This window comes from Bradyrhizobium sp. RDM12, assembly GCF_051917485.1.
In the GTDB taxonomy this organism is placed as follows: Bacteria; Pseudomonadota; Alphaproteobacteria; order Rhizobiales; family Xanthobacteraceae; genus Bradyrhizobium.
Genome location: NZ_CM133064.1, coordinates 1,685,089 through 1,708,487, shown reverse-complemented (window position 1 = coordinate 1,708,487; position 23,399 = coordinate 1,685,089). Strand labels below are relative to the sequence as shown.

19 protein-coding genes and 3 pseudogenes are annotated in these 23,399 nt (G+C 63.5%); 11 read left to right on the top strand and 11 right to left on the bottom strand.

Annotated features, from left to right (window positions below; all coding sequences use genetic code 11):
- Positions 1–26: 26 nt before the first annotated feature.
- Positions 27–1,049 carry an ABC transporter substrate-binding protein gene (locus tag ACTGJ9_RS08135; RefSeq protein ID WP_456676645.1) on the bottom strand — a complete coding sequence of 341 codons (1,023 nt, stop codon included), beginning with the start codon at positions 1,047–1,049 and terminating at the stop codon, positions 27–29.
- Positions 1,050–1,186: 137 nt separating this feature from the next.
- Here ACTGJ9_RS08135 and ACTGJ9_RS08130 point away from each other — a divergent pair, with 137 nt between their 5' ends.
- The 4 genes from ACTGJ9_RS08130 to ACTGJ9_RS08115 all read left to right on the top strand — a co-directional run bounded on the left by ACTGJ9_RS08130 (position 1,187) and on the right by ACTGJ9_RS08115 (position 6,185).
- On the top strand, positions 1,187–1,993 hold the full coding sequence (locus ACTGJ9_RS08130; RefSeq protein ID WP_456676644.1) for a creatininase family protein: 807 nt from the start codon (positions 1,187–1,189) through the stop codon (positions 1,991–1,993).
- 140 nt (positions 1,994–2,133) lie between these two features.
- Positions 2,134–2,391, top strand: a complete 258-nt coding sequence (locus ACTGJ9_RS08125) for a hypothetical protein (protein WP_456676643.1) — start codon at positions 2,134–2,136, stop codon at positions 2,389–2,391.
- A gap of 361 nt (positions 2,392–2,752) precedes the next feature.
- On the top strand, positions 2,753–4,759 hold the full coding sequence (locus tag ACTGJ9_RS08120; protein WP_456676642.1) for a carbohydrate porin: 2,007 nt from the start codon (positions 2,753–2,755) through the stop codon (positions 4,757–4,759).
- 127 nt (positions 4,760–4,886) lie between these two features.
- A complete protein-coding gene (locus ACTGJ9_RS08115) occupies positions 4,887–6,185 on the top strand; it encodes a hemolysin family protein (protein WP_456676641.1) in 1,299 nt (432 codons plus the stop codon).
- A gap of 17 nt (positions 6,186–6,202) precedes the next feature.
- Here ACTGJ9_RS08115 and ACTGJ9_RS08110 read toward each other — a convergent pair whose 3' ends face one another.
- The 3 genes from ACTGJ9_RS08110 to ACTGJ9_RS08100 all read right to left on the bottom strand — a co-directional run bounded on the left by ACTGJ9_RS08110 (position 6,203) and on the right by ACTGJ9_RS08100 (position 9,283).
- Entirely contained in the window at positions 6,203–6,445 is a 243-nt protein-coding gene (locus ACTGJ9_RS08110) for a PilZ domain-containing protein (protein ID WP_456676640.1), read from the bottom strand.
- 106 nt (positions 6,446–6,551) lie between these two features.
- Positions 6,552–8,240, bottom strand: coding sequence for an FMN-binding glutamate synthase family protein (locus ACTGJ9_RS08105; protein ID WP_456676639.1), 1,689 nt, complete (start codon positions 8,238–8,240; stop codon positions 6,552–6,554).
- A 269-nt stretch (positions 8,241–8,509) separates the two neighbouring features.
- On the bottom strand, positions 8,510–9,283 hold the full coding sequence (locus tag ACTGJ9_RS08100; RefSeq protein WP_456676638.1) for a ferredoxin--NADP reductase: 774 nt from the start codon (positions 9,281–9,283) through the stop codon (positions 8,510–8,512).
- Positions 9,284–9,656: 373 nt separating this feature from the next.
- Here ACTGJ9_RS08100 and ACTGJ9_RS08095 point away from each other — a divergent pair, with 373 nt between their 5' ends.
- On the top strand, positions 9,657–10,460 hold the full coding sequence (locus ACTGJ9_RS08095) for an ATP-grasp domain-containing protein (protein ID WP_456676637.1): 804 nt from the start codon (positions 9,657–9,659) through the stop codon (positions 10,458–10,460).
- A gap of 50 nt (positions 10,461–10,510) precedes the next feature.
- Here ACTGJ9_RS08095 and ACTGJ9_RS08090 read toward each other — a convergent pair whose 3' ends face one another.
- Both ACTGJ9_RS08090 and ACTGJ9_RS08085 read right to left on the bottom strand, forming a co-directional pair.
- On the bottom strand, positions 10,511–11,431 hold the full coding sequence (locus tag ACTGJ9_RS08090; RefSeq protein ID WP_456676636.1) for an amino acid ABC transporter substrate-binding protein: 921 nt from the start codon (positions 11,429–11,431) through the stop codon (positions 10,511–10,513).
- Positions 11,432–11,443: 12 nt separating this feature from the next.
- Positions 11,444–12,738 (bottom strand): annotated as a pseudogene (locus ACTGJ9_RS08085) (dicarboxylate/amino acid:cation symporter).
- A gap of 210 nt (positions 12,739–12,948) precedes the next feature.
- Here ACTGJ9_RS08085 and ACTGJ9_RS08080 point away from each other — a divergent pair.
- The 5 genes from ACTGJ9_RS08080 to ACTGJ9_RS08060 all read left to right on the top strand — a co-directional run bounded on the left by ACTGJ9_RS08080 (position 12,949) and on the right by ACTGJ9_RS08060 (position 18,242).
- On the top strand, positions 12,949–13,950 hold the full coding sequence (locus tag ACTGJ9_RS08080; RefSeq protein ID WP_456676635.1) for an NADP-dependent oxidoreductase: 1,002 nt from the start codon (positions 12,949–12,951) through the stop codon (positions 13,948–13,950).
- A 152-nt stretch (positions 13,951–14,102) separates the two neighbouring features.
- The gene (locus ACTGJ9_RS08075) at positions 14,103–14,951 is read left to right on the top strand and encodes a cysteine rich repeat-containing protein (protein WP_456676634.1); all 849 of its coding nucleotides are present in this window, start codon (positions 14,103–14,105) and stop codon (positions 14,949–14,951) included.
- A gap of 120 nt (positions 14,952–15,071) precedes the next feature.
- On the top strand, positions 15,072–15,287 hold the full coding sequence (locus ACTGJ9_RS08070) for a hypothetical protein (RefSeq protein ID WP_456676633.1): 216 nt from the start codon (positions 15,072–15,074) through the stop codon (positions 15,285–15,287).
- A gap of 190 nt (positions 15,288–15,477) precedes the next feature.
- The gene (locus tag ACTGJ9_RS08065; RefSeq protein WP_456676632.1) at positions 15,478–16,632 is read left to right on the top strand and encodes an FAD-dependent monooxygenase; all 1,155 of its coding nucleotides are present in this window, start codon (positions 15,478–15,480) and stop codon (positions 16,630–16,632) included.
- The gene (locus ACTGJ9_RS08060) at positions 16,629–18,242 is read left to right on the top strand and encodes a benzoate-CoA ligase family protein (protein WP_456676631.1); all 1,614 of its coding nucleotides are present in this window, start codon (positions 16,629–16,631) and stop codon (positions 18,240–18,242) included. The genes ACTGJ9_RS08065 and ACTGJ9_RS08060 overlap by 4 nt, the downstream gene beginning before the upstream one ends.
- Before the next feature lie 34 nt (positions 18,243–18,276).
- On the opposite strand, the gene ACTGJ9_RS08055 is transcribed toward ACTGJ9_RS08060, so the two are convergent.
- Both ACTGJ9_RS08055 and maiA read right to left on the bottom strand, forming a co-directional pair.
- Entirely contained in the window at positions 18,277–18,789 is a 513-nt protein-coding gene (locus ACTGJ9_RS08055; protein WP_456676630.1) for a MarR family winged helix-turn-helix transcriptional regulator, read from the bottom strand.
- Positions 18,779–19,410, bottom strand: a pseudogene (maiA, locus tag ACTGJ9_RS08050) (maleylacetoacetate isomerase). Before maiA ends, ACTGJ9_RS08055 begins: the two are co-directional and overlap by 11 nt.
- Positions 19,411–19,545: 135 nt before the next feature.
- Between maiA and gtdA the strand changes: the two are divergent.
- Positions 19,546–20,586: a gentisate 1,2-dioxygenase gene (gtdA, locus tag ACTGJ9_RS08045; protein ID WP_456676629.1), complete on the top strand. Its 1,041-nt coding sequence runs from the start codon at positions 19,546–19,548 to the stop codon at positions 20,584–20,586.
- 208 nt (positions 20,587–20,794) lie between these two features.
- Here gtdA and ACTGJ9_RS08040 read toward each other — a convergent pair.
- The 3 genes and pseudogenes from ACTGJ9_RS08040 to ACTGJ9_RS08030 all read right to left on the bottom strand — a co-directional run bounded on the left by ACTGJ9_RS08040 (position 20,795) and on the right by ACTGJ9_RS08030 (position 23,397).
- Positions 20,795–21,617 (bottom strand): annotated as a pseudogene (locus tag ACTGJ9_RS08040) (ABC transporter permease).
- The gene (locus ACTGJ9_RS08035; protein WP_456676628.1) at positions 21,610–22,383 is read right to left on the bottom strand and encodes an ABC transporter ATP-binding protein; all 774 of its coding nucleotides are present in this window, start codon (positions 22,381–22,383) and stop codon (positions 21,610–21,612) included. Before ACTGJ9_RS08035 ends, ACTGJ9_RS08040 begins: the two are co-directional and overlap by 8 nt.
- A 9-nt stretch (positions 22,384–22,392) precedes the next feature.
- Positions 22,393–23,397 carry an ABC transporter substrate-binding protein gene (locus ACTGJ9_RS08030; protein ID WP_456676627.1) on the bottom strand — a complete coding sequence of 335 codons (1,005 nt, stop codon included), beginning with the start codon at positions 23,395–23,397 and terminating at the stop codon, positions 22,393–22,395.
- Positions 23,398–23,399 lie beyond the last annotated feature (2 nt).

Here is a 23,399-nt window from a genome sequence, read left to right as displayed (position 1 = left end):
GCACCTTGGCCAAATCTCGACATGCGCTACGGCTTGGCAGGGCGCAGCTCGACGCCGACGCCCTTGTTGACGAAGCGCAGGGTGTAGGACTTGCGGAAATCGAGATCGCCCTTCACGACGCCGGCCTTCACCATCTTGTTGAAGAAGGAGGTGTAGCGATCGTCGCTCATCGCGCCGATGCCGTTCTTCAGGCTGTCGCCGGAATCGACGATGCCGTATTCCTTCATCTTGGCGACGGAATAGGCAAGCAGCTCGTCGCTCATTTCCGGATTGAGCTTCTTGATCATGGCGTTGCCGGCGGAATTGTCGCCGTAGATGTAATTGTACCAGCCGATCATGGAGGCGTCGACGAAGCGCTGCACCAGGTCCGCCTTCTTCTCGACCAGGTCGCGACGCGTCTCGATCAGCGTCGAATAGGTGTTGAAGCCGGCATCGGCGAGCAGGATGACGTTGGGCTTGAAACCGGCGGCCTTCTCGACGGCGAAAGGCTCGGAGGTGACGTAGCCCTGCATCGCGCTCTTGGGGTTGGCGATGAAGGGCTGCGGATTGAAATTATAGGGCCGGACGTTCTTCTCGCTGAAGCCGTATTCGGACTTCAGCCACTGGAAGTAGCTGGTCATGCCCTCCTTGGAGACGAACAGCGTCAGCGGCTTGAGGTCCTCGATCTTGGTGACCTTCGCATCCGGCTGCGTCAGCATCACCTGCGGGTCCTTCTGGAAGACCGCGGCGATGGTGACCACGGGGACGTTGTTGGCGACCGCGTCGAACGACATCAGCGTGTTCGCGGCCATGAAGAAATCGATCTTGCCGGCGATCAGCAGCATCCGGTTGTTCTCGTTGGGCCCGCCCGGAACAATGGTGACGTCGAGCCCATATTTCTTGTAGGTGCCGTCGGCGACCGCCTGGAAGAAGCCGCCGTGCTCGGCCTCGGCCACCCAGTTGGTGCCGAAGGTGACCTTGTCCAGGGTTTCCGCGCGCGCCGGCAGGATCGGCAGGACCGTGGCCAGCAAGCCTGCCGTTAACGCTCGCCGCAGATGGGAAGGGCTCATAATGGGACTCCGTCGATCGTGTCTGGCCGATGCCAGACCAACGCGATAAAGCAAGACATTCGGGGACGCGAACCGGCCAGGCCCGCATCCCCTGCATAGCACCAAACTACGTGACAAATTCGGGCAAAGAAACCTTGATGGCGCCTCCGCGCAACTGGACCGAGATCCGCTGGGCCGATGCGAACCCTGCGGACGTGTCGCGCTGGATCGCGGTGCTGCCGCTGGCGGCGACCGAGCAGCACGGCCCGCATCTGCCGCTCGATACCGACGTGCTGATCGCGGACGCCTATCTTGCACGCGTGCAGGAGATGCTGCCCGCGGCCATTCCGGCGACCTTCCTGCCGGTTGAACCGATCGGCATTTCCACCGAGCATATCGACTATCCGGGCACGCGAACGCTGCCGACGGAGGTGGCGCTGAAGCGCTGGACCACGATCGGCGAGGACATCGCGCGACGCGGCGTGAAGAAGCTCGTCATCATCACCAGCCATGGCGGCAACAGCGCAGCGATGATGCTGGTGGCGCAGGATCTGCGTGCACATCAAAAACTGCTCGTGGTGACGACGTCGTGGTCGCGCCTGTCGGCTGCAGAAAAGCTGTTCCCGGCTGATGAAGTTCGTCACGGCATTCACGGCGGCGCGGTCGAGACCTCGATCATGCTGGCGCGCTATGCCGATCAGGTGCGCGTGGATGCGATCGCGGATTTTCCCGCGAGCAGCATCGCGATGGAGAAACAATATCGCTGGCTCTCGACGCAACGGCCCGCGCCCTTTGCCTGGCAGGCGCAGGATCTCAACCCCGGCGGCGCCGTCGGCAATGCGACATTGGCCGTGATCGAGAAGGGCGAGCAGCTCATCGACGAAGGCGCGCGTGCTTTTTGCGAGCTGCTGGCCGAGGTCGATAACTTCGACGTGAACAGGCTCGCCAAAGGCCCCCTCGGTTAGCTCGCATCTAGCTGAAATTATTCTGGAAAGAGCTGCATTTCCAGGCCATCCGAGGCGCCTTCGAACCAGTTTCGGCAAGCCTCCGTCCAATTGGGCACGCGGGCCACAACGGACCGCCTCAGCCCCGCATGGAGTTTCTCATGTCGATCAAGACCAGGATTGCTGCCGTCGCTCTCGCCGCCCTCACCGTCACCGCCGGTGTCGCGTCCACCACGTCGACTGCTCAGGCCAAGCCGCTCGGTTGGGGCTGGGGTGTCGGCGCGGACATCGCTACCGCCACCATCATCGGCACGGCGGTCGTCGCCAGCAGCCAACCCTACGGCTATCACCGCTGCGGCTGGGTCGCCCAGTACAACGCTTACGGCCAGTTCGTCGGCAACATTCGGACTTGCTACTGATCCAGATATCTGAGGGCGATCTTACGTGGATCCCGCGTCCGACACGGGCGCCTCATCCACCCGCCCGGCTGTCCCCCCGGGCGGGGTCATCCGTTTTTGGCGACCGGAAATTTGTTGCAGCCCCGTCACATAAGGGTGCGAACCAGCGTCTGCGACATCACGCACTAGTTGCTATTGCGAATTATTAGCAATAAAGTTTGCAGCGAGCGCAGGGACTTGGCGTGACCTTGGGGTGAAACGCATCGAAACGAGCTCGTCTCGTCCGATCGCGCGAACAGCCAAGACCCTGATGACAGGAGCACCGCGAATCGGCAGGGATGTCGGGCGCGGTTGGGGCAGGGTCGCGGCTGGGGGCGTAGTTTTGACGTTGCAAGGTCACCGTTACAGGCATTTGCGGACGGCCGCGGCGCTCGCCTCAGGCGTGCTGGCGCTGCCGGACGCGAGCTTTGCCGCCGACCTCCCGCTGAAGGCGCGCGCCGCGAAAACAATCTACGAGTGGACCGGCTTCTATGTCGGCGGCCACTTCGGCTATGGCGACGCGAGTTTCGGACCCGGCACCAATCCCATGCCTGAGCAGGGCGTCATCCTGCCGCACAGTGCGACCGGGCTCACGGGCGGCTACCAGCTCGGCTACAACCGGCAGCTTTCCAACCGCATCGTGCTCGGCATTGAGGCGGATTCGACCTTCACGAGTCCGTCTGACGGTCCGGCACTCGCACGTTCGCCGGCGCCATTCCACACCACGATTGATTATGTCGGCACCGTGCGCGGCCGCATCGGTTATGCCTTCGATCGGTTCATGCCTTACGTCACCGGTGGCATCGCGTGGGGACACGCGCATATCAACGTCAATGACGGCGACGGCGTCACCGGATTATTTCCGGTCGGCCACTACCAGACCGGATGGACAGCGGGCCTCGGTCTCGAATACGCCGTCAGCGACAATTGGACCGCGAAGGCCGAATACGACTATGTCAACCTCTCTCGCAAGACTTACGATCTCACTGGCTTTGGCCTCGGCAGCGTCAACGTCGATCCACGCATTCACCTGTTCAAGCTCGGCCTGAACTACCAGTTCGGCGACACGCCGTGGATGCCGGTCGTCGGCGGCAAGACCAAGCTGCCTGAATCCGACGACTGGAACGTCCACGCCCAGACCACCGTGCTGCCGCAAGGCTATGGACCGATCCACTCGCCCTATGCGAGCCCGTTCAGCCTTCCCGGCAGCGGCCAGTTCCAGGCGACTTGGACGACGACCGCATTCCTGGGAGCGCGGCTCTGGGACGGCGGCGAGCTCTATTTCAACCCCGAGCTGGCGCAGGGATTTGGTCTGAACGGCACGCTCGGGCTTGCCGGCTTCTCCAATGGCGAAGCGCAGAAGGCCGGCGCGCCATTCCCGAAAATCCGGGCGCAGCGCTACTATGTCAAGCAGACGTTTGGTCTTGGCGGCGCACAGGAAAACGTCGACGACGCGCCGAACCAGCTCGCGGGCAAGCGCGATGTCGATCGCGTCACGCTGATCGTCGGCCGCTTCGCCGTCGGCGATTTCTTCGACGGCAACTCCTATGCAAAAGATCCGCGCGCCGATTTTATGAACTGGGCGATGTGGGCGTCGGCCGCCTATGACTTCCCCGCCGATCTGCCCGGCTACACCCGCGGCGCCATGGTCGAGCTCAACCGCAAGGATTGGGCAATCCGCGCCGGCCTGTTCCAGGTGCCATCCGCGCCGAACAGTGATGTGCTGACCTTCAAGACCGGCGGCACCGTCGTCGAGTTTGAGGAGCGTCATTCGATCTTCGAGCAACCCGGCAAATTGCGCGTCGGCGTCTTCGCCAACAGCGGCAACACCGCCAATTATCGCGAGGTGGTGGACTTGGCCGCGGCGAATCCCGCGCTCGACATCAACGACATCGCGCTCGCCGATCAGCGAACCCGGCCCAAATACGGCTTCTACGTCAATCTCGAGCAGCAGATCGTCAAGGACGTCGGATTGTTCGCGCGCGCAAGCTGGAACGACGGCCAGAACCAGATCCTGTCCTTCACCGACATCGACCGTAGCCTGTCGGGCGGCTTGTCGATCAAGGGCAGCCACTGGGGACGGCCGGATGACACCGTCGGCATCGGCGGTGCCATCAACGGCCTCTCGGCCCCACATCGCGATTTTCTTGCCGCCGGCGGCACCGGCCTCCTAATCGGCGACGGCCAGCTCAACTATCGCACCGAACGCATCCTCGAGGCCTACTACGCCTATTCGGTGATCAAGGGCGTGACGTTGACCGCCGACTATCAGCTCGTGGTCAATCCCGCCTACAACGCAGACCGCGGGCCCGTGTCGATCTTCTCGGGCCGCCTGCACGCCGAGTTCTGAGGCTGCGGGAACAGATGTCCCGCCGGTGCGACAAGTTGGTCGGAACCAGGCAAAACGCGCGTCGCGCTCCTATATGAGGGCTCGGTCCGGCGTCCGCCAGGCTGATTTTCCCCTTCGCTTGCACACAATGTTGTCTGTCGAACTCATCTTCGTCGTCATCCTGATCGTCATCAACGGCCTGCTGTCCATGTCGGAGCTTGCCGTGGTCTCATCGCGCCCGGCGCGGCTGTCGCTGCTGGCCGCCAAAGGCGTGCGCGGCGCCGAGCGCGCGCTGACACTGGCCGCCGATCCCGGGAAGTTCCTCTCCACGGTGCAGATCGGCATCACCCTGGTCGGCGTGCTCTCGGGCGCGTTCTCCGGCGCGACGCTCGGGCAGCGGCTGACGCAATGGCTGGTCGAGCTCGGCCTGTCCCCGGGCATTGCCGATATCGTCGGCGTCGGCATCGTCGTCACCATCATCACCTATGCGACCCTGATCGTCGGCGAGCTGGTGCCGAAGCAGGTGGCGCTGCGCGACCCCGAAAGCATCGCGGTGAAGGTCGCGCCCGCGATGCACGTGCTGGCGCGGGTCTCGCTGCCGCTCGTGTTTCTGCTCGATCTCTCCGGCAAGCTGATCCTCACGCTGCTTGGCCGCGGCGGCAAAGCCGAGGAGAAAGTATCGGAGGACGAGATCCATCATCTTGTGAGCGAGGCCGAGAGCGCGGGCGTGCTCGAGCCCGGCGAGAAGGAGATGATTGCCGGCGTCATGCGGCTCGGCGACCGCCCGGTCGGCGCCGTGATGACACCACGCACGGAGGTCGACGAGATCGATCTGGGCGATAATCAGCAAGCGATCCAGACGCTGATCGCGAAGAGCCCGCACTCGCGCTTTCCAGTCTCCGACGGCGATCGCGACAAGCCGATCGGCGTGCTCCAGGCGAAGGACCTGCTGGTCGCTTACATGAACGAGCGCACGCCGGATCTGCGAGCGCTGATCCGCGAAGCGCCAAGCATTCCCGCCTCAGCCGATGCCCGCGATGTGCTGGCAATTCTCAGAGCTGCGCCGGTTCATGTCGGTTTCGTCTATGACGAGTACGGCGCGTTCGAGGGCGTGGTAACGGCAGCCGATATTCTGGAGTCGATCGTCGGCGCCTTCCATTCCGAGGAAGGGCCGCCGGAGCCGGCTTACGTCGAGCGCGCGGATGGCTCACTGCTCGTCTCAGGCTGGATGCCGGTCGACGAATTCGGCGAACTGCTGAGCATCGAGCTGCCGCCGCATCACCGCTACAACACGGTGGCCGGTCTCGTGCTGCAGCAATTCACGGTGTTGCCCAATGTCGGCGACGCCTTCGACTTTGCCGGCTGGCACATCGAGGTGGTCGATCTCGATGGCAGGAGGATCGACAAAATTCTGGCGAGCCGGCTGGGCGAAGTCGAGACGGGGTGAGCGCGAGTGCGCCACCCTCACCCGAACCTTACCCCGATCCGCTTTTCCTTGCGCCACACCACCACGGAGGCGAGATGCGCTCCGTCGGCCTTGATGGACAGGGTGAACTGGTCCGGGATACCGACCGGGCTGGTGACGTCGAGGGCTGCGCCGGTAGCGGAGAAATTGCGGACGGTGCAGTCGATCGCGCCGCCGCCGAACTCGATGGTCCCGGCCTTCAATACACGATGCCTGGTCTTGTTGCGTCGTTCCTCGTCCATTGAGCCAATTTACACCCGAAGCTGACACAGAGGTTAAGATGCAACGGACTCGCGATGAATTTACGCCGCGGCAGGCTGCGGCGGTATCATGCGGTGGAGCGGAGCCTCACAGCGCCGGCTGAAACGTATCCGCGCGCGCCATCCGCCAGGCCTCGCCGAACCGCGGGTCTTCCGTCCCTTCGAGCAGCTCGCCCAGGCGCAGCGCCGGATAGAGCTGTGCGAAGGTCTGCACATGGGTCGTCGAGGTCCGCTGGCTGAAATGGACCGGGCGTAGCTCCTGGGGATGCTCCAGACCCGCCGCGGCGATCAGCTCGGCCAGCGAGTGCAACGTGGCGTGGTGATAATTGTGCACGCGGTCGATCTTGAGCGGCACGTAGAGCGCGCGCGCACGCGTCGGGTCCTGGGTCGCGACGCCGGTCGGGCAGCGGTCGGTGTGGCAGCTCAGCGACTGGATGCAGCCGAGCGAGAACATGAAGCCGCGCGCCGAATTGCACCAGTCGGCGCCGATCGCCATTGCGCGCGCCATATCGAAGGCGGTGGCGATCTTGCCGGACGCGCCGATCTTGATGCGGTCGCGGGCATTGATCCCGATCAGCGCATTATGGACGAAATTGACGCCCTCGCGCATCGGCATGCCCAAATGGTCCATGAACTCCAGCGGCGCGGCACCAGTGCCGCCCTCGTTACCGTCGACGACGACGAAATCAGGATAGATGCCGGTCTCCAGCATCGCCTTGCAGATCGCCAGAAACTCCCAGGGGTGGCCGATGCAGAGCTTGAAGCCGGCCGGCTTTCCGCCGGAGAGTTTTCGCATCTCGGCAATGAACTGCATCATGCCAACAGGCGTGGAGAAGGCGCGATGCGAGGCCGGCGAGATGCAGTCCTCACCCATCGAGACGCCGCGGATTTTCGAGATCTCCTCCGAGACCTTCGCTGCCGGCAGCACGCCGCCATGGCCTGGCTTGGCGCCCTGGCTGATCTTGAGCTCGACCATCTTGATCTGGTCATGGCTCGCAACCCGCGCGAACGCCTCGGGATCGAAGCTGCCGTCGAGATGACGGCAGCCGAAATAGCCGGAGCCGATCTCCCAGATGATGTCGCCACCCATCTCGGCGTGATAGGGACTGAAGCCGCCCTCGCCGGTATCATGGGCGAAGCCGCCCTTCTTGGCGCCGGCATTGAGCGCGCGCACCGCGTTCGGACTGAGCGCGCCAAAGCTCATCGCCGAGATGTTGAACACCGAGGCCGAATAGGGCTTTGGGCAATCTGGCCCGCCGATGGTGACGCGAAACTTCTCCTCGGCATGCGCCTTCGGCGACACCGAGTGATGCATCCACTCATAGCCCTCGCGATAGACATCCTCCTGAGTGCCGAACGGACGCTTGTCGAGCTGCATCTTGGCGCGCTGATAGACCACTGCGCGGATGTCGCGCGAGAACGGCATGCCGTCCTTCTCGCTCTCGAAGAAATACTGCCGCATCTCCGGCCTGATCTCTTCGAGCAGGAAGCGGATATGCGCCGAGATCGGGTAATTGCGCAGAACCGCATGGCCCTTCTGCATGAGATCACGAACACCGAGCGCCGTCAGGGCGCCGAAGATCACGATCGGGATCAGCAGGATGCCGAAGATCTTGCGGTCCGCGATGCCGATGCCGATCAGCAATGCGGTGACGACCGCGCAGATCGTCAGGATGATGAAGCGCGGCGAGAATGGAAGCAGCAGGGTTTCCATGATCCCCTCTTCCGCCAGCGGCAGGCGTTTGGGGGACCCCTGTGTTTTGTTGTCGTCGGTCACGATCCGATCCTCTTGCCATGAGGCGGCACGATACGCCCGCGCCTGTCATACGGATATGACGTGGCGGTTGTTTCTGGCTAGCGAATTCGGCCAAGGCAAATCAATCAGCGCGACGGCTGGTCTTTTTGCAGTGCAATAGACGCGGGTGGATTCGGGCACGGCAGGCGCGCGCAGCGCCGCCAGTGGAGCCACTAGGGTTCCACCAGGCGAGCCGTCGTCCCGGGCAAGATGATTGCAGAACCGGGGCGGCTAAGGCAGCCGACCGGCGCTTAACGCTCGACGAACGCCTTCTCGATCACGAAATGGCCAGGCTTGTTGCCGGAACCCTCGACGAAGTCGCGGCCCTCGAACATCAGCTTCAGCTCTTCGAGCATTGCCGGGCTGCCGCACATCATGACGCGGTCGGTTGCGATGTCGAGCGGGCCCTGGCCGATGTCGTTGAAGATCTGCCCGGAGCTGATGAGGTCGGTGATGCGGCCGCGGTTGCGGAACGGCTCGCGGGTCACGGTCGGATAGTAGATCAGCTTGTCCGCGAGCAGTTCGCCGAACAGCTCGTCCTCGCGCAAATTCGCGACCAGCTTCTCGCCATAGGCGAGCTCGGAGACCTGGCGGCAGCCGTGCACCAGCACGATGCTCTCGAACTGGTCATAAACCTCGGGGTCCTTGATCAGGCTGGCGAAGGGCGCGAGGCCGGTGCCGGTCGAGAACAGCATCAGCCGCTTGCCGGGGATGAGGTTGTCGGTGATCAACGTGCCGGTCGCCTTGCGGCCGACCAGGATGGTGTCGCCTTCCTTGATCTTCTGGAGGCGCGAGGTCAGCGGTCCGTCCTGCACCTTGATCGAGAAGAACTCGAGCTCTTCCTCGTGATTGGCGCTGGCCATGCTGTAGGCACGCAGCAGCGGACGGCCATCGACCTCGAGGCCGATCATCGCGAACTGGCCGTTCTGGAAGCGGAAGCCGGTGTCGCGCGTGGCGCGGAAGCTGAACAGCGTGTCGGTCCAGTGCTGGACGGAAAGAACCTTCTCTCGGTAAAACGCGCTCATGATTTTCGATGTTCCGAATAATTGCGGCTTAAGGGCAAAAGCGTTGCCCGGCCCCTGAAAACGGGGCCGACACCATTGCCATGGCGGAGGATTTCGCGTGTGTGATCTACGCCATTGAGACCAATAATCAACCTCGTTCCGGATGCAATTGATGCCGGTCAAAGCGGCATTTGCGGCGGAAATGGCCGCATCATTAACGGATCTGCTGTCCGGAGCGAGCAGAGGACAATTTCTTTTCCCTTTTGGGCGCAATAGCAGCACTTAATTTCCATCTCGCTCGCGAGAATTTCATTAAGAATAGTTCTGACTTTCACCCCGGTTTGGCGCCAGTTCCCGCGTTTTTGCGGCTTTTGGCGACAGGAACGATCAGGACATGGCAAGCGGCGAGCGGATCTTCGTCCAGGCGATCAGGAGCTATGGGGCGCGCCATGGCATCGACGTCGATGTCCGCTCCGGCGGCTGGCTGATCGCGATGCGTCGTGGCGAGATGCGCCGCTTCGCGTTCGGCTACGATATCGGCCTCAACAGTGCGATTGCGCATCGCCTCGCCAATGACAAATCGGCGACCGCCGAGGCCCTGTCGCTTGCACGCGTGCCCTGCATTCCGCATCACCTCTTCCTCAACCCGAAGCTGGGCAGCAATGTCGTTGATGCCGCCTGGCGAGAGGCCATGCTTGGGCTGCTTCAGGACAATCCGCAAGGCGTGGTTGTGAAGCCCAACGAGGGGACGTCGGGACGATCGGTTTTCAAGGTGACGACAGAGACCGAACTCGACCGCGCGGCTGTCGAAGTCTTTTCGATGAGCACGGGGCTCGTGATCTCGCCCTATCTCGAGATCGAGGACGAGGTCCGTGTGATCCTGCTCGATGATGTTCCCCGCATCGTTTACAGCAAGCAGCGTGGCTCGGATTGGCGGCACAATCTCGACGCCGGCGCAAAGCCCGTGCTGCTGGAGGGCGGCGAGGTCCGCGCGACCTGCGTGAAGCTGGCGACCGATGCCGCAAGAGCGATCAGCATCGCCTTTTCCTCAATTGACGTGGTGCGCGTGGATGGCGACTGGCGCGTGCTGGAAATCAACTCCGGCGTGATGATGGAAGCGCTGGCGAAGCTCCATCCCGAGCTGGTGCAGGCGACGTACGACTCGGCGCTGGACCGGATGTTTGGGACAGGCAAATAGCCGCGGGCTCAATTCACCCTCCCCTGGAAGGCAGGGGAAGAGAGACCGCCCTAATTATTCGCGCTCGCGGAATCGTCCATCGCCTTGAAGGCTTCTTCCAGTTGCAGCGAGATCGGCACGTTCATCCGCTCGCCGGTCGGCATTCGCGCGGTGAACCATTTGTTATACAGCGGCACGAGATCGTGGTTGGAGCCGAGCTTGCGGAAGGTGCGCTCCACCACGGCTGATAATTGCGGCTCGCCCTTGCGGAACATGATGCCGTAGGGGTCGTAGGACAGGAAGTCGCCGGTGACGCGGAACTTGTCCTGCGCCTTGTGGCGGACGATCAGGCCGGAGAGGAGAATGTCGTCGGTCGCGAACGCGTCAGCCTTGCCGTCGACCAGCATCTGGTACGACTGCTCATGGTCGGCGCCGACGGCGATGTTCAGCCCCAGCGACAACTTCTTGTCGGCCGCCTGGATCGCCTGCTCGTTGGTGGTGCCCTTCGTCACCACGATGGTCTTGCCCTTGAGATCAGCCAGCGACTGGACGCTGGACGCCTTCGGCACCATCAGCTTGGTGCCGGCGACGAACATCAGCGGCGAGAAAGCGACGCGCTTGCCGCGCTCGGAATTGGCCGTGGTCGAGCCGCATTCCAGATCGATCTTGTTCTGGAGCACCGCGTCGATGCGGTCATCCGAGGTGACCTTGACGTAATCGATCTTCAGGTTGGGATCGTCGACCTCGACGCCGATCTCCTCGACGATGGCCTCGCAGAGTTCGAGGCTGTAGCCGATCGGACGATTGGCCTGGTCGAGGAAGGAGAACGGCGGCGAGCTTTCGCGGTAGCCGAGCCGCACGGTGTGCGCGTTCTTGATGGCAAGCAACGTCGGGCTGAGCCCTTCGCTGCCGCCGGTCTGGGCGGAAGCCCCCGTTGCCAGCAGACATGCTGTCAGCAACAGGCCGCCCGAAATCGCCGTCAAAGGGCGCATGAAGCACTCCCGTCAGTGGCCGGCCAACGCGGGTACTTCGCCGGGCACCATGTCATCAGGCACGGCGTCGCTCGGTCCCATCGCATGCTCGGGCCCGAGCTCGCCTTCCCACTTCGCCACGACCGAGGTCGCCAGCGTGTTGCCGATCACGTTGGTGGCGCTGCGGCCCATGTCGAGGAAGGTGTCGATGCCCATGATCATCAACAGACCCGCCTCGGGAATGTTGAACTGCGACAGCGTCGAGGCGATCACGACGAGGAGGCGCGCGGCACGCCGGCGACGCCCTTCGAGGTGATCATCAGGGTCGCGAGCATCGCGAGCTGCGTGCCGAGCGGCATGTCGATGTGATAGCTCTGCGCGATGAAGATGCTCGCGAAGGTGCAGTACATCATCGTGCCGTCGAGGTTGAACGAATAGCCGAGCGGCAGCACGAAACTCGAGATCCGCGACGAGGCGCCGAACTTGTTCAGTCCCTCCAGCGTCTTCGGATAGGCCGCTTCCGAGCTCGCGGTGGAGAACGCGATCATCAGCGGCTCGCGGATCAGCCTGAGCAGATGGCTGTAGCGCGGCCCGATCACGATGAAGCCGACGATCACCAGGATACCCCAGAGCAGGAACAGCGAGAGATAGAAGCCGCCCATGAACACGATCAGCTTCCAGAGCACCAGCAGGCCGTTCTTGGCGACGGTCGCGGTGATGGCGGCCCAGACCGCGAACGGCGCGAACAGCATCACATAGCTCGTCACCTTCAGCATGATGTGGCCGAGGTCGTCGATCAGCGCCAGAATCTGCTTCGACCGCTCCGGCAGCGCACCCATCGCCACCGAGAAGAACACCGCGAAGATCACGATCTGGAGGATCTCGTTCTGCGCCATCGCATCCGCGATCGAGGTCGGGATCAGATGGGTCAGGAATTTCTCGATCGAGAACGCGGAGACCGGCAGGCCGGTGGACTGCGCCTTGTCCGGCAGCGTGCCGGGGAAGTTGGCGCCGGGCTGGAGCAGGTTGACCATGACGAGGCCAAGCATCAGCGACACGAAGGAGGCGCTGACGAACCAGCCCATGGTCTTGGCGAAGATGCGGCCGAGCTTGGCGCCCGAACCCATATGGGCGATGCCGCCGACCAGGGTCGCGAACACCAGCGGCGCGATGATCATCTTGATCAGGCGCAGGAAGATCACAGCGATCAGGTTGATGGACGACGCCCAATCTCCACGCGTATCCGGCAGGAAATTGTAGATCGCCGAGCCCATGATGATGCCCAGCACCATCGCCGCCAAAATGTATTGCGTAAATCTGTTCGACATCAATGACCCCCAATACACCGACCGCTTCATGATGTCGCAGATATGACAGCGGCGCAACACGCTTTGCGTGCGGTCGCCCGAGCCGGATGTTCCCGTTGCGAAACGGAACGCGGCGATCTAGCCTTCATGCAGCGCACAACAAATGCGGCTTGCTCGTTTTGTTTGCCGCAGCTGCATCAATAAACGTCATGCAATCGGAGAGGGAACGCCATGACCGGAAGCGTCAATCGCCAAATTCTTTTGGTGGAAAAGCCCAACGGCAAGCTCGGTCCCGAGCATTTCAAGATGGTCGAGAGCGCGCTGCCGGAGCCCAAGGACGGTGAGGCGTTGCTGCGCGTGCGTTACATCTCGCTCGACGCCGCCAACCGCGCCTGGATGCACGGCGCGACATATCGCTCGGCCGTCGAAGCCAACAGCGTGATGGCGGGCGGCGCCATTGCCGAGGTCATCAGCTCGAAAGCGCCGGAGCTTGCTCCGGGCGACATCGTGTTCGGTGACACCGGCTGGCAGGAGTTTGCCGCAGTGCCCGCCAAGCATCTGACGAAAATGCCGAAGCTCGAGCCGTTGACGCATCTGCTCAGCGTGTTCGGCATCGCCGGCCTCACGGCCTATTTCGGCCTGCTCGAGGTCGGCAAGCCCAGGGAAGGCGAGACCGTCGTGGTCTCGGCGGCCGCGGGCTCGGTCGGCTCGATCGTCGGACAGATCGCCAAGATCAAGGGATGCAGCGTGATCGGCATCGCGGGCGGCGCCGACAAATGCCACTGGCTGACCTCCGAGCTCGGCTTCGATGCCGCGGTCGACTACAAGGACGGCGCGGTGTTCAAGGCGCTGCGCGCAGCCGCCCCAAAGGGGATCGACGTCTATTTCGACAATGTCGGCGGCGACATCCTGGAAGCCTGCATTCCGCAAATGAACAATTACGGCCGCATCGCCTGCTGCGGTGCGATCTCGCAGTACGACGGGACGCCATCGGCACACGGCCCGCGCGGCGTGCCCGGCCTGATCGTGGTGAAGCGGCTCGTGATGCAGGGCTTCATCGTGATGGACTACATGAAGGAGAGCCAGCGCGCCCTTGCCGAGCTCCAGGCCTGGGTGAAATCCGGCAGACTGAAGGTGCAGGAAGACATCATGGACGGATTGCAGAGCACGCCGAAGGCGCTGATCGGATTGCTCGCCGGCGAGAACCGCGGCAAGCGCATGGTCAAGGTCTAACGACGTAGTTACGTCGCAATTCCACGCGTATGATCTACTTGCGGTAGTGGCCGAAGCGGCCAAGGATGCCGAGCGCAGCATCCCCCGCGACGATTGTTTGCATCACTTTTGATAAAGCGTCGGCGTTACCGACAGGGCAGGAATTCATCCAAATGTTCAACCCATTGAAACATGCATCGACGCGTCAGGCATTGCTCGCCGCAGCACTCTTCGCAATTGCAACAAGCGCATTTGCGCAAGCGCCGACCGAGGCTCAGAAAAGCGCCATCCGCTCCGCATGCCGCTCGGATTTCATGGCACACTGCGCGAGCGTGACGCCCGGCGGCCTCGAAGCGTATCAATGTTTGCAGAGCCACATGTCGAGCCTGTCGTCGGGATGCCAGACCGCGGTTCGCGCGGTCGAGCCGGCTGCAGCGCCGAAGACCGAAGCAGCCCCCGCCAAATCTGAGCCGGCTAAATCTGAGCCTGCCAAACCCGGGCCTGCAAAGACCGAAGCAGCGCCCGCAGCCGAGCCGGCGGCGAAGCCGGCCGCGGAAGCCACTCCGAAAGCAGCGGCGCCCAAACCGCCGAGCAGTGCACAAGCTAGTGCGGTCAAAAGCGCGTGCCGCGGCGATTATCCCAAGGTTTGCGCCAGCGTGCCGCCGGGCGGAGCTCCCGCGCTCGGATGCCTGGAGAAGAACAAGGCCAAGGTCTCGGCGGCTTGCGCGAAGGCCGTGGCCGCTGCAACCGGCGGCGGCGCGACAGCCACGGCGACGCCGGGAAGTGCTGCCGCACCGGCGGCCGGAGCCGCGCCGGCGGCGGCGCCCGGCGTGATCGTACTGCGCCCGCTGCGGCCGCGTGAAGAGCTGTTCATCGTCCGCTCCGCCTGCGGCGCCGACATCCGCACGCTCTGCGCCGGCGTCCAGCCCGGTGGTGGCCGCATCGTGCAATGCATTGCCGGCAATGCGGCGTCGCTCTCGCCCGGCTGCAAGGACGTGCTTGCGCCGTTCGCCGCACGATAAGCAGCACGGAGCTCACGCCGCCACCGATGGTGAGCGGCGCGCGTGAATTTTTGGAGTGCCTGTTGCGACTAACCTTTTGCCGAGATCGGATGTCCATCACGACGAGACCGGGAGAAAGACATGCGTGCAGTCCTGCTCATCGCTTCCGCACTACTCGCCTTCGCGGCGACCATGACCTTCGAGTCGTCTGATGCCAACGCGGTGGTATGCGCCCGCGGCGTCTACCGCGCCGGTTGCGCCGGACCGAACGCGGCCGTCGTGGTCCGCAAGCCGGTGCCGGTGGTCCGCTGTACCAGAGTCCTGGTGAACGGGGTCTATGTGAAGCGCTGCGTGTGACGCGCGGGTGGTCAACCCGGCGCGGTTTGGCTATGATTCGCAACTGACGGTTCCGGGCATGCGCGAAACGCGTGCCCGCGGCCGTGCTGCGGCGCCCCTCGCCTTGTCGATAATTCCGCTGGCGTGGGAGGTCGGAGCCCATTAGTCTACCCTGAGATAGTAAGTATACTGTCAATTAGGGAGGCAGAAGTTGCGGATCGCCGTGATTGGCGGGGGGCCCGGTGGGCTCTATTTCGCCTATCTCTGGAAGAAACGTCACCCCGAGGATCAAGTCGACCTGTTCGAACAGAACCCGGCCGATGCGACCTGGGGCTTTGGCGTCGTGTTCTCCGACCAGGCCCTCGAGTTCCTGCGCGCCGACGACCCCGAGACGGTCGACGCGATCGCGCCGCATATGGAGAGCTGGGAGAACATCACGCTGAACCACGGTAGCGACAGCATCGCAATCGACGGCGTCGGCTTCTCCTCGATCGGCCGGCTCGAGCTGCTGCAGTTCCTGCAGCAGCTCGCGCTTGATGCCGGCGTCACGGCGCGCTTCGATACCCAGATCCAAACGATCGACCAGCTCAACGGTCACGATCTGATCGTCGCCTCCGACGGCCTGAACTCGCTGGTGCGCCGCGCCTACGAGGGCGATTTCGGTACCTCGCTGTCCTACTCCTCCAACAAATTCGTCTGGTACGGCACCTCAAAGCGCTTCGACACCCTGTCTCAGACTTTCGTGAAGACCGACCGCGGCGCGTTCAATGCGCACCACTACCGCTACTCGCCGAACATGAGCACCTTCCTGGTCGAGTGCGATCACGCGACGTGGCAGGCCTACGGTTTCGCCTACAAGGACCTCGAGCAGTCCAAGGGCGTCTGCGAGGAGGTGTTTGCGGACACGCTCGGCGGCCACTGCCTGGTCTCCAACAAATCGGTCTGGCGCAACTTTCCCTGGGTCTGGAACGAGCACTGGTCGTTCAAGAACATGGTGCTGATTGGCGATGCCCTGCACTCGGCGCATTTCTCGATCGGCTCGGGCACGCGGCTCGCGATCGAGGACGCCATCGCGCTGGTCAAGGCGCTGGAATCGGATGCGCATCTGACGACCGCGCTGCACCGCTACCAGGCCGCACGCAAGCCTGTGGTGCAGAAGCTGGTCAATGCCGCGCGCACCTCGGCCTTCTGGTACGAACACTTTGCCCAGCACATGCAGCTTGGCCTGCTGGACTTTGCCTATAGCTACATCACCCGTTCCGGCCGCATCGACGATTCGCGACTGCGCGCGATGTCGCCGGCCTTCATGGCACGCTACGAGGCCGCAAAGAACGGCGGAGACGCAGGCCGCGAGACTACGGCATGAGCAACGAGATACGCGACCAGGTGCCCGCGGACAGCGCAGGCACCCGCGAGATCGGCTTTGCCGTTCCGCAAATCTACAACGCGAGCCGCGTGCTGTTCGACAATCTCGCCAACGGCCGCAGCGACAAGCTCGCGCTGACCGGCCCGGCGGGCACGCGGACCTATGGCGAGCTCTGTGCCGAGGCGTGCCGCTGGGGCAACGGCCTTGCGTCGCTCGGCCTCGCGCGCGGCGACCGCGTGCTGCTGTTCCTCGACGACACGCCGGCCTATCCCGCCGCCTTCTTCGGCGCCGTGCGCGCAGGTTTCGTGCCACTCTTGATCAACGCGCTGACGCCGCCGGACCTGCTGCAATTCTACCTCATCGATTCCGGCGCAGCCGTTGCGGTAGCGGATGCCGAGTTCTGCGGGCGCTTCAACGCGGAGGCCTGCAAGGACACGAACCTGCGCACGCTGATTGTCGTCAACGGCGCGGTCGGAGAGCACGCCGCCCCTGCCGCGCTCGCGGCGACAAGCTGGCTTGCGCAATTCCAGACGGAGCTTGCGGAAGCCGATACGCATCGCAACGAGATGGCATTCTGGATGTACTCCTCCGGCTCGACCGGCCGGCCCAAGGGCATCGTGCATCTCCAGCACGACATGGCCTACAGCGAGGTCGCCTTTGCACGGAACGTGCTGAAGCTGGCGCCGGACGATATCTGCTTCTCCGTGCCGAAGATTTTCTTCGCCTATGGCTTCGGCAACTCCATCACCTTCCCGTTTTCCACGGGCGCGGCAACTTTGCTTCTGCCGGGACAGCCGAAGCCGGCATCGATCTTTGCCGCGATCGAGCAGTACAGGCCGACGGTCTTCTTCGGTCTGCCCACGCTCTACACGTCGCTGACCAAGGCCGAAGGCGCGAACAAGACGAACTTCTCGTCGCTGCGCATGGCGCTCTCGGCAGCCGAAGTGCTCTCGGCCGACGTCTTCAACGGCTGGAAGACGCTTACTGGCCTCGAGATCGTCGAAGGTCTCGGCTCGACCGAGGTGCTGCACATCTATCTCTCAAACCGTCCCGAGCAGAAGAAGCTCGGCGCGGCGGGCTTGCGCGTTCCCGGCTACGAGGTCGCGCTGCGCGACAAGGACGGCCGCGATGTCGGCGACAACGAGGAAGGCATCTTGTGGGTGCGTGGCGATTCCAACACGCCGCTGTACTGGAACCGGCCGGACAAATCCGCCGAGACCATCCGCGATGAGGGGTGGATATACACCGGCGACCGTTTTGTTCGCGACAGCGACGGTTTTCATTTCTTCCGCGGCCGCGCCGATGATCTCATCAAGATCTCGGGCCAGTGGGTCTACCCGCTGGAGGTCGAGCTGTGCCTCGCCGACCATCCCGAGATTCGCGAATGCGCCGTGTTCGCGGCCGAACTGCCGGACCGGCGCATGACGCTGAAGGCCGTGGTGGTGATGAACAATCGCGCCACCGACCAGAGCGAGGCGACGCGGCGGCTGCAGGACTACGTCAAAGGCAAGCTGCTGCCCTATAAATATCCGCGCGAGGTGATCTTTATCGACGAGCTCCCGAAGACGGGGACGGGGAAGATTGACCGGCAGGCGTTGTTGCGGATGTAGCCACCGCTGTCATCGCCGGGCATTCACACCGCCCTCACCCCGCCTTCCCCAGATGCTCCAGCGCATCTTCCGCCCTCAACGGCACCCGCGAGGCCTCATTGTTGAGATCGACGAGCTGCGCCATCAGCCCCATCAGCGCCTTGCGATCGCCGGGCTTGAGCGGTTCCAGCATGCGCGCCTGGGCACGTTCGACGGCGGGGATGATCTCGCGCAGGATCGCGGCGCCCGGCTTGGTCAAATAGAGCAGCTTGATCCGCTTGTCCTCCGGCGCCGGCTTGCGCTCGACAAAGTCCTTGGACTGGAGCCGTTCGATCACGCTGCCGAGCGTGGAACGGTCGAAGGCGATCACCGCCGACAGCCGCGTCGCGTCGATGCCGGGATGGGTGTGGATCGCGATCAGCGCCGCATATTGCACGGGCGTGAGGTCGAACGCCTTGCACTCCTCCATGAAGATCGACACCGCGATCTGCTGCATGCGCCGGAACAGATAGCCCGGCGCGGCATAGACCGCGTCCATCGTGATCGGAGCGGCAGGCTTACTCGGCATCGGGCTGCTTCTCCGGTGCGGCATTGGCGAAGGCGGGTAGCGCCTTGGCGGCGGCTTCGGCCTTGAGCAGGCGCGGGTATGCCGCGACGTCGACGTCGAAGCGGCGTGCATTGGCAAGCTGCGGCACCAGGCAGAGATCGGCGAGCGTCGGCGCGTCGCCAAGCAGAACGGCCCCGGTCCGCCCTTGATCAGCGTCTCGCAGGCCGACAGCCCCTCGCGATTGACCCACGCCGCCCAGTCCTGAACCTTGTCCTCGGGCAGCCCAAGCTCGCGCAACCGCGCCAGCACTTTCAGATTCTGAACCGGATGAGTGTCGCAGGCGATGGCCAATGCGAAAGCCCGCACCTTGGCGCGCTGCAACGCATCCTTCGGCAGCAATGGCGGGCTGGGGTACGTTTCCTCGAGCCATTCGATGATCGCCACCGATTGCGTCAGCACCGCACCGGCGTCGTTCTCCAGCGCCGGCACCAGGCCCTGCGGGTTGATGGCGAGATAGGCGGGCGCGCATTGTTCGCCCTTGCGAAGATGGTGCGGCAAATGCTCGGCCCCGAGACCCTTGAGATTCAGCGCAATCCGCACGCGGTAGGCGGCACTGGAGCGGAAATAGCCGTGCAGCTTCATCGGAACCCTCCTGTCTGTCATTCCGGGGCTCGCGAAGCGAGAGCCCGGAATGACGACGATTGTATGTCGTTCGTCAAGTTGACGCTACCCAGACTGTAAGTATACTGTCAATTAACAAACGATGGGAGCCGCGCCATGGAAGCCGTGACCAAGACGCCGGAACGCGAGGCGTTCTACAGGAAGATCGACGGCGAGAATCTCACCGCGCTGTGGACGGTGATGGGCGATTTGATCACACCGGAGCCGAAGAGCGCCTGCCGGCCGCATCTCTGGAAATTCGATGTCATCCGCGACTACATGAGGGAAGCCGGCAAGCTGATCACGGCCAAGGAAGCCGAGCGGCGGGTGCTGGTGCTGGAGAACCCGGGCCTGCGCGGCCAGTCCAGGATCACGACATCGCTTTATGCCGGCGTGCAGATGGTGGTGCCCGGCGACATCGCGCCCGCGCACCGGCACAGCCAGTCGGCACTGCGCTTCGTGCTCGAAGGCAAGGGCGCCCACACCGCCGTCGACGGCGAGCGCACCGCCATGGAGCCCGGCGACTTCATCATTACGCCGTCGATGACCTGGCACGATCATTCCAACGAAACGGATGAGCCGATGTTCTGGCTCGACGGCCTCGACATTCCGCTGGTGCAGTTCTTCGACTGCTCCTTCGCGGAAGGCTCCAAAGAAGACCAGCAGAAGATCACAAAGCCTGCCGGCGACAGCTTTGCGCGCTACGGCCACAATCTTCTGCCAGTCGATGTGAAGCGATCATCGAAGACCTCGCCGATCTTCAGCTATCCCTATGCCTACACGCGCGAGGCGCTGGAGAAGGCACGCGCGCGCCAGGAGTGGGACGCCTGCCACGGGCTAAAGCTGAGGTTCAGCAACCCCGAAACCGGGGATTTCGCGATGCCGACCATCGGGACGTTCATTCAGTTGCTGCCCAAGGGGTTCAAGACGGCACGCTACCGCGCGACCGATGCGACCGTGTTCTGCCCGATCGAAGGCCGGGGCCGCAGCCGCATTGGCGACGCGGTTTTCGAGTGGGGCCCGCGCGATCTGTTCGTGGTGCCGAGCTGGCAATGGGTGACGCACGAGGCCGATGACGACGCCGTGCTGTTCAGCTTCTCGGACCGCCCGGTGCAGCAAAAGCTGGATCTGTTTCGCGAGGATCGCGGGAACGCGTGAGGTGGGCTGCTAGCCACACCGTCATTGCGAGTTGGGACCGGCTTGAGGAGCCGACGCGCGCTGAATGAAACGTTGTTTGGCGACGCAAATGGAATCAATGGGTTAGCTCGACGTTTCTTCCTAGCAAAGCGAAGCAATCCAGAATCTTTTCTGCGGAGACAGTCTGGATTGCTTCGTCGCTTCGCTCCTCGCAATGACGGAGTATGCCTCACCGCCAGTGCAACAGCTTGATCTCCAGCAAATTGATCACCTTGCCCACCACAAGCCCGAACACCGACAGGATCACCACGCCTGCGAGCAGCTGATCGGTCTGCATGAGATTGCCGGCCTGAAGCACGAAGGCGCCGATGCCGTACTGGGCGCCGATCATCTCGGCGCTGACGACGAGCAATAGCGCCACAGACGCCGTGATGCGGAAGCCGGCAAGAATCGCGGGCAGCGCGCCCGGCCAGACCCACCTTGCGCACGATGGTCGCAAAGGGAACGTTGAAGCTTTGCGCCATGCGGATGAGGTTGCGCGGCACCGCATCGACGCCGCTATAGACCGAGATCGCGGTCGAGAAGAACACTCCGAGCGCGATGGTCGCGATCTTCGGCTCTTCGCCGATGCCGAGCCAGAGGATCAGAAGCGGCAGCAACGCGATCTTCGGGATCGGGAACAACGCCGAGATGAAGGTGATGCCGACGCTGCGCGCAAGCCGCGACAGGCCGATGGCGAAGCCGACGGCGATGCCGGCCGTCGTTCCCAACGCCCAGCCTACGCCGATGCGGAGGATCGAAGAGGACAAATGCTGCCACAGCGCACCGGAGATCGCGAGTTCGTAGATCGCGCGCACGATGGCCGACGGCGCCGGCAGGAACAACGGATTGACGAGACCGGCGCTTCCGGCCACCTGCCAGATCGCGATGACCAGCGCGAGCGCGATCCAGCCGCCGAAACGACTGGAGGCCGGCACGAAGCCTGCGCCGCGAAAGCGGACGCGCCGCGTCACGGCGTCCTTCGTTGATGGATCCGTCGCGCGATCAAGCATGCTGGACCTCGCGCTCGGCATCGATCGCCTCGTTGCGGATCAGCGACCAGATCTGGTTCTGCAGCGCGAGCAGCTTTTCCCGCGCAGCGATTTCGCCGCGTTCGGCGCGCGTCATCGGCACCGGCACGACCTCGCGGATGCGGCCGGGCCGCCGCGACAGCACGACGATACGGTCGGCAAGGCGTGCGGCCTCTTCGAGATTGTGCGTGACATAGACGGCGCCCATGCCGCCATCGGCGAGCAGGCGGACGAAATCCTCCATCAGCAGTTCGCGCGTCTGTGAATCCAAAGCCGACAGCGGCTCGTCCATCAGCAGAATGGCAGGCCTGACCGCAAGCGCGCGCGAAATGCCGACGCGCTGGCGCATGCCGCCGGAGAGCTGCTTCGGATAGGTCTTGCGAAAATCGGTCAGTCCGGTGCGCAGCAAGGCATCATCGACCTGCGCACGGCGCTGGGCGGCCGAGAGCTGGGCATGCAATAGCGGGAATTCGACGTTCTCCTCCACCGTCGCCCAGGGCAACAGCGCAAAGTCCTGGAACACGAAGGTGAGCGGGTTGAGACTGTCCGCCGGCGGCGCGCCGCGCAACTCGGGCGCTCCTGAGGTCGGCAGCAGCAGCCCGCCGAGGATCGACAGCAGCGTGCTCTTGCCGCAACCCGACGGCCCCACGATCGCCACCACTTCGCCGGCGCTCACCGTGAACGAGATGTCGTCGAGCACGGCGAGATCGCCGAAGCGGTGACTAATGTGGTTGGCGATCAGGTCCACGTTCTGCTCTCAATCCGCCTTCACAAAGTCCTTGGCGATGATCGTATTGGCATCAAAGCCCTTGTCAGCAAAGCCCTGCTCCTGGAGCCATTTGATCTGGTTGTCGACGTTCTTGACGTCGAGCTTGCCGTCCGGATCGATGTAGGCGCAGTTGCCGACCACCTGCTCGACCGGCAAATTGGTGTATTTGGCGATGATCTCCAGCAGCGGCTTTGTCTTGTCGTTGATCGGGGCAACACCGTCCTTCATCGCGGCGAGAATGACGTCGTGATATTCGCGATCGGCCTTGGCGAGCACCTCGAGAAATCTTGTCACCAGCACCTTGTTGGTCAGCGTCTTCGGCGAGGCGAATACGGCGCCCAATTGCCAGGGCGTCTCGTCGCCGACCCAGCCCAGAAATTTTGCACCGCCTTCGTCCATCAGCTTTCGCGCCGTCGAAATCGGCAGCAGCGCCGCATCGACGGTCTCGCCCTTCAGCGCGGCGGCTGCGTTCGACAATGACTGCAGCGGCACGATCTTTACCTCAGAAAGCTTGAAGCCGTATTTGTCGGCGAGCAGGCCGAGAGAATAATGGAAGGAGGATCCGACCTGGGTCATCGCGATGCGCTTGCCCGCGAGGTCCTTCGGCGTCTTCAGGCCGCTCGCATAGGCGTTGTTGCTGGCGAAGTAGCCGATCAGGGGATAGCCGGCCTTTTCGCGGCTCATGCCGCCGATCACCTTCAGCACGCCCTTGCCGGCGAGATTGTAGAGGCCGGCGGTAAAGGCCGTGACGCCGAAATCGACATCGCCCGAGGTGGTGGCAACTGCGATCGGCTGCGCCGCGTCGAAGAACTTCAGCTCGACATCGAGGCCGGCTTCGCGAAAGTAGCCCTTGTCCTGCGCGATGAAGACCGGCGCGGAGGACGACAGGCGGAGCACGCCGATCCTGGCCTTCAGTGCGTCTTCGGCCCGGGCCGTGCCCATCGCCATGATCGCCATAAGGCTAGCTGCGGCGAGCCGCGCAATTCCGATCATCC

Bases quoted from the DNA above. Each gene is read 5' to 3' on its own strand.
- ACTGJ9_RS08135 (WP_456676645.1), bottom strand. From the start codon at position 1,049: ATGAGCCCTTCCCATCTGCGGCGAGCGTTAACGGCAGGCTTGCTGGCC.
- ACTGJ9_RS08130 (WP_456676644.1), top strand. From the start codon at position 1,187: ATGGCGCCTCCGCGCAACTGGACCGAGATCCGCTGGGCCGATGCGAAC.
- ACTGJ9_RS08125 (WP_456676643.1), top strand. From the start codon at position 2,134: ATGTCGATCAAGACCAGGATTGCTGCCGTCGCTCTCGCCGCCCTCACC.
- ACTGJ9_RS08115 (WP_456676641.1), top strand. From the start codon at position 4,887: ATGTTGTCTGTCGAACTCATCTTCGTCGTCATCCTGATCGTCATCAAC.
- ACTGJ9_RS08110 (WP_456676640.1), bottom strand. From the start codon at position 6,445: ATGGACGAGGAACGACGCAACAAGACCAGGCATCGTGTATTGAAGGCC.
- ACTGJ9_RS08100 (WP_456676638.1), bottom strand. From the start codon at position 9,283: ATGAGCGCGTTTTACCGAGAGAAGGTTCTTTCCGTCCAGCACTGGACC.
- ACTGJ9_RS08095 (WP_456676637.1), top strand. From the start codon at position 9,657: ATGGCAAGCGGCGAGCGGATCTTCGTCCAGGCGATCAGGAGCTATGGG.
- ACTGJ9_RS08090 (WP_456676636.1), bottom strand. From the start codon at position 11,431: ATGCGCCCTTTGACGGCGATTTCGGGCGGCCTGTTGCTGACAGCATGT.
- ACTGJ9_RS08080 (WP_456676635.1), top strand. From the start codon at position 12,949: ATGACCGGAAGCGTCAATCGCCAAATTCTTTTGGTGGAAAAGCCCAAC.
- ACTGJ9_RS08075 (WP_456676634.1), top strand. From the start codon at position 14,103: ATGTTCAACCCATTGAAACATGCATCGACGCGTCAGGCATTGCTCGCC.
- ACTGJ9_RS08070 (WP_456676633.1), top strand. From the start codon at position 15,072: ATGCGTGCAGTCCTGCTCATCGCTTCCGCACTACTCGCCTTCGCGGCG.
- ACTGJ9_RS08060 (WP_456676631.1), top strand. From the start codon at position 16,629: ATGAGCAACGAGATACGCGACCAGGTGCCCGCGGACAGCGCAGGCACC.
- ACTGJ9_RS08055 (WP_456676630.1), bottom strand. From the start codon at position 18,789: ATGCCGAGTAAGCCTGCCGCTCCGATCACGATGGACGCGGTCTATGCC.
- gtdA (WP_456676629.1), top strand. From the start codon at position 19,546: ATGGAAGCCGTGACCAAGACGCCGGAACGCGAGGCGTTCTACAGGAAG.
- ACTGJ9_RS08030 (WP_456676627.1), bottom strand. From the start codon at position 23,397: ATGATCGGAATTGCGCGGCTCGCCGCAGCTAGCCTTATGGCGATCATG.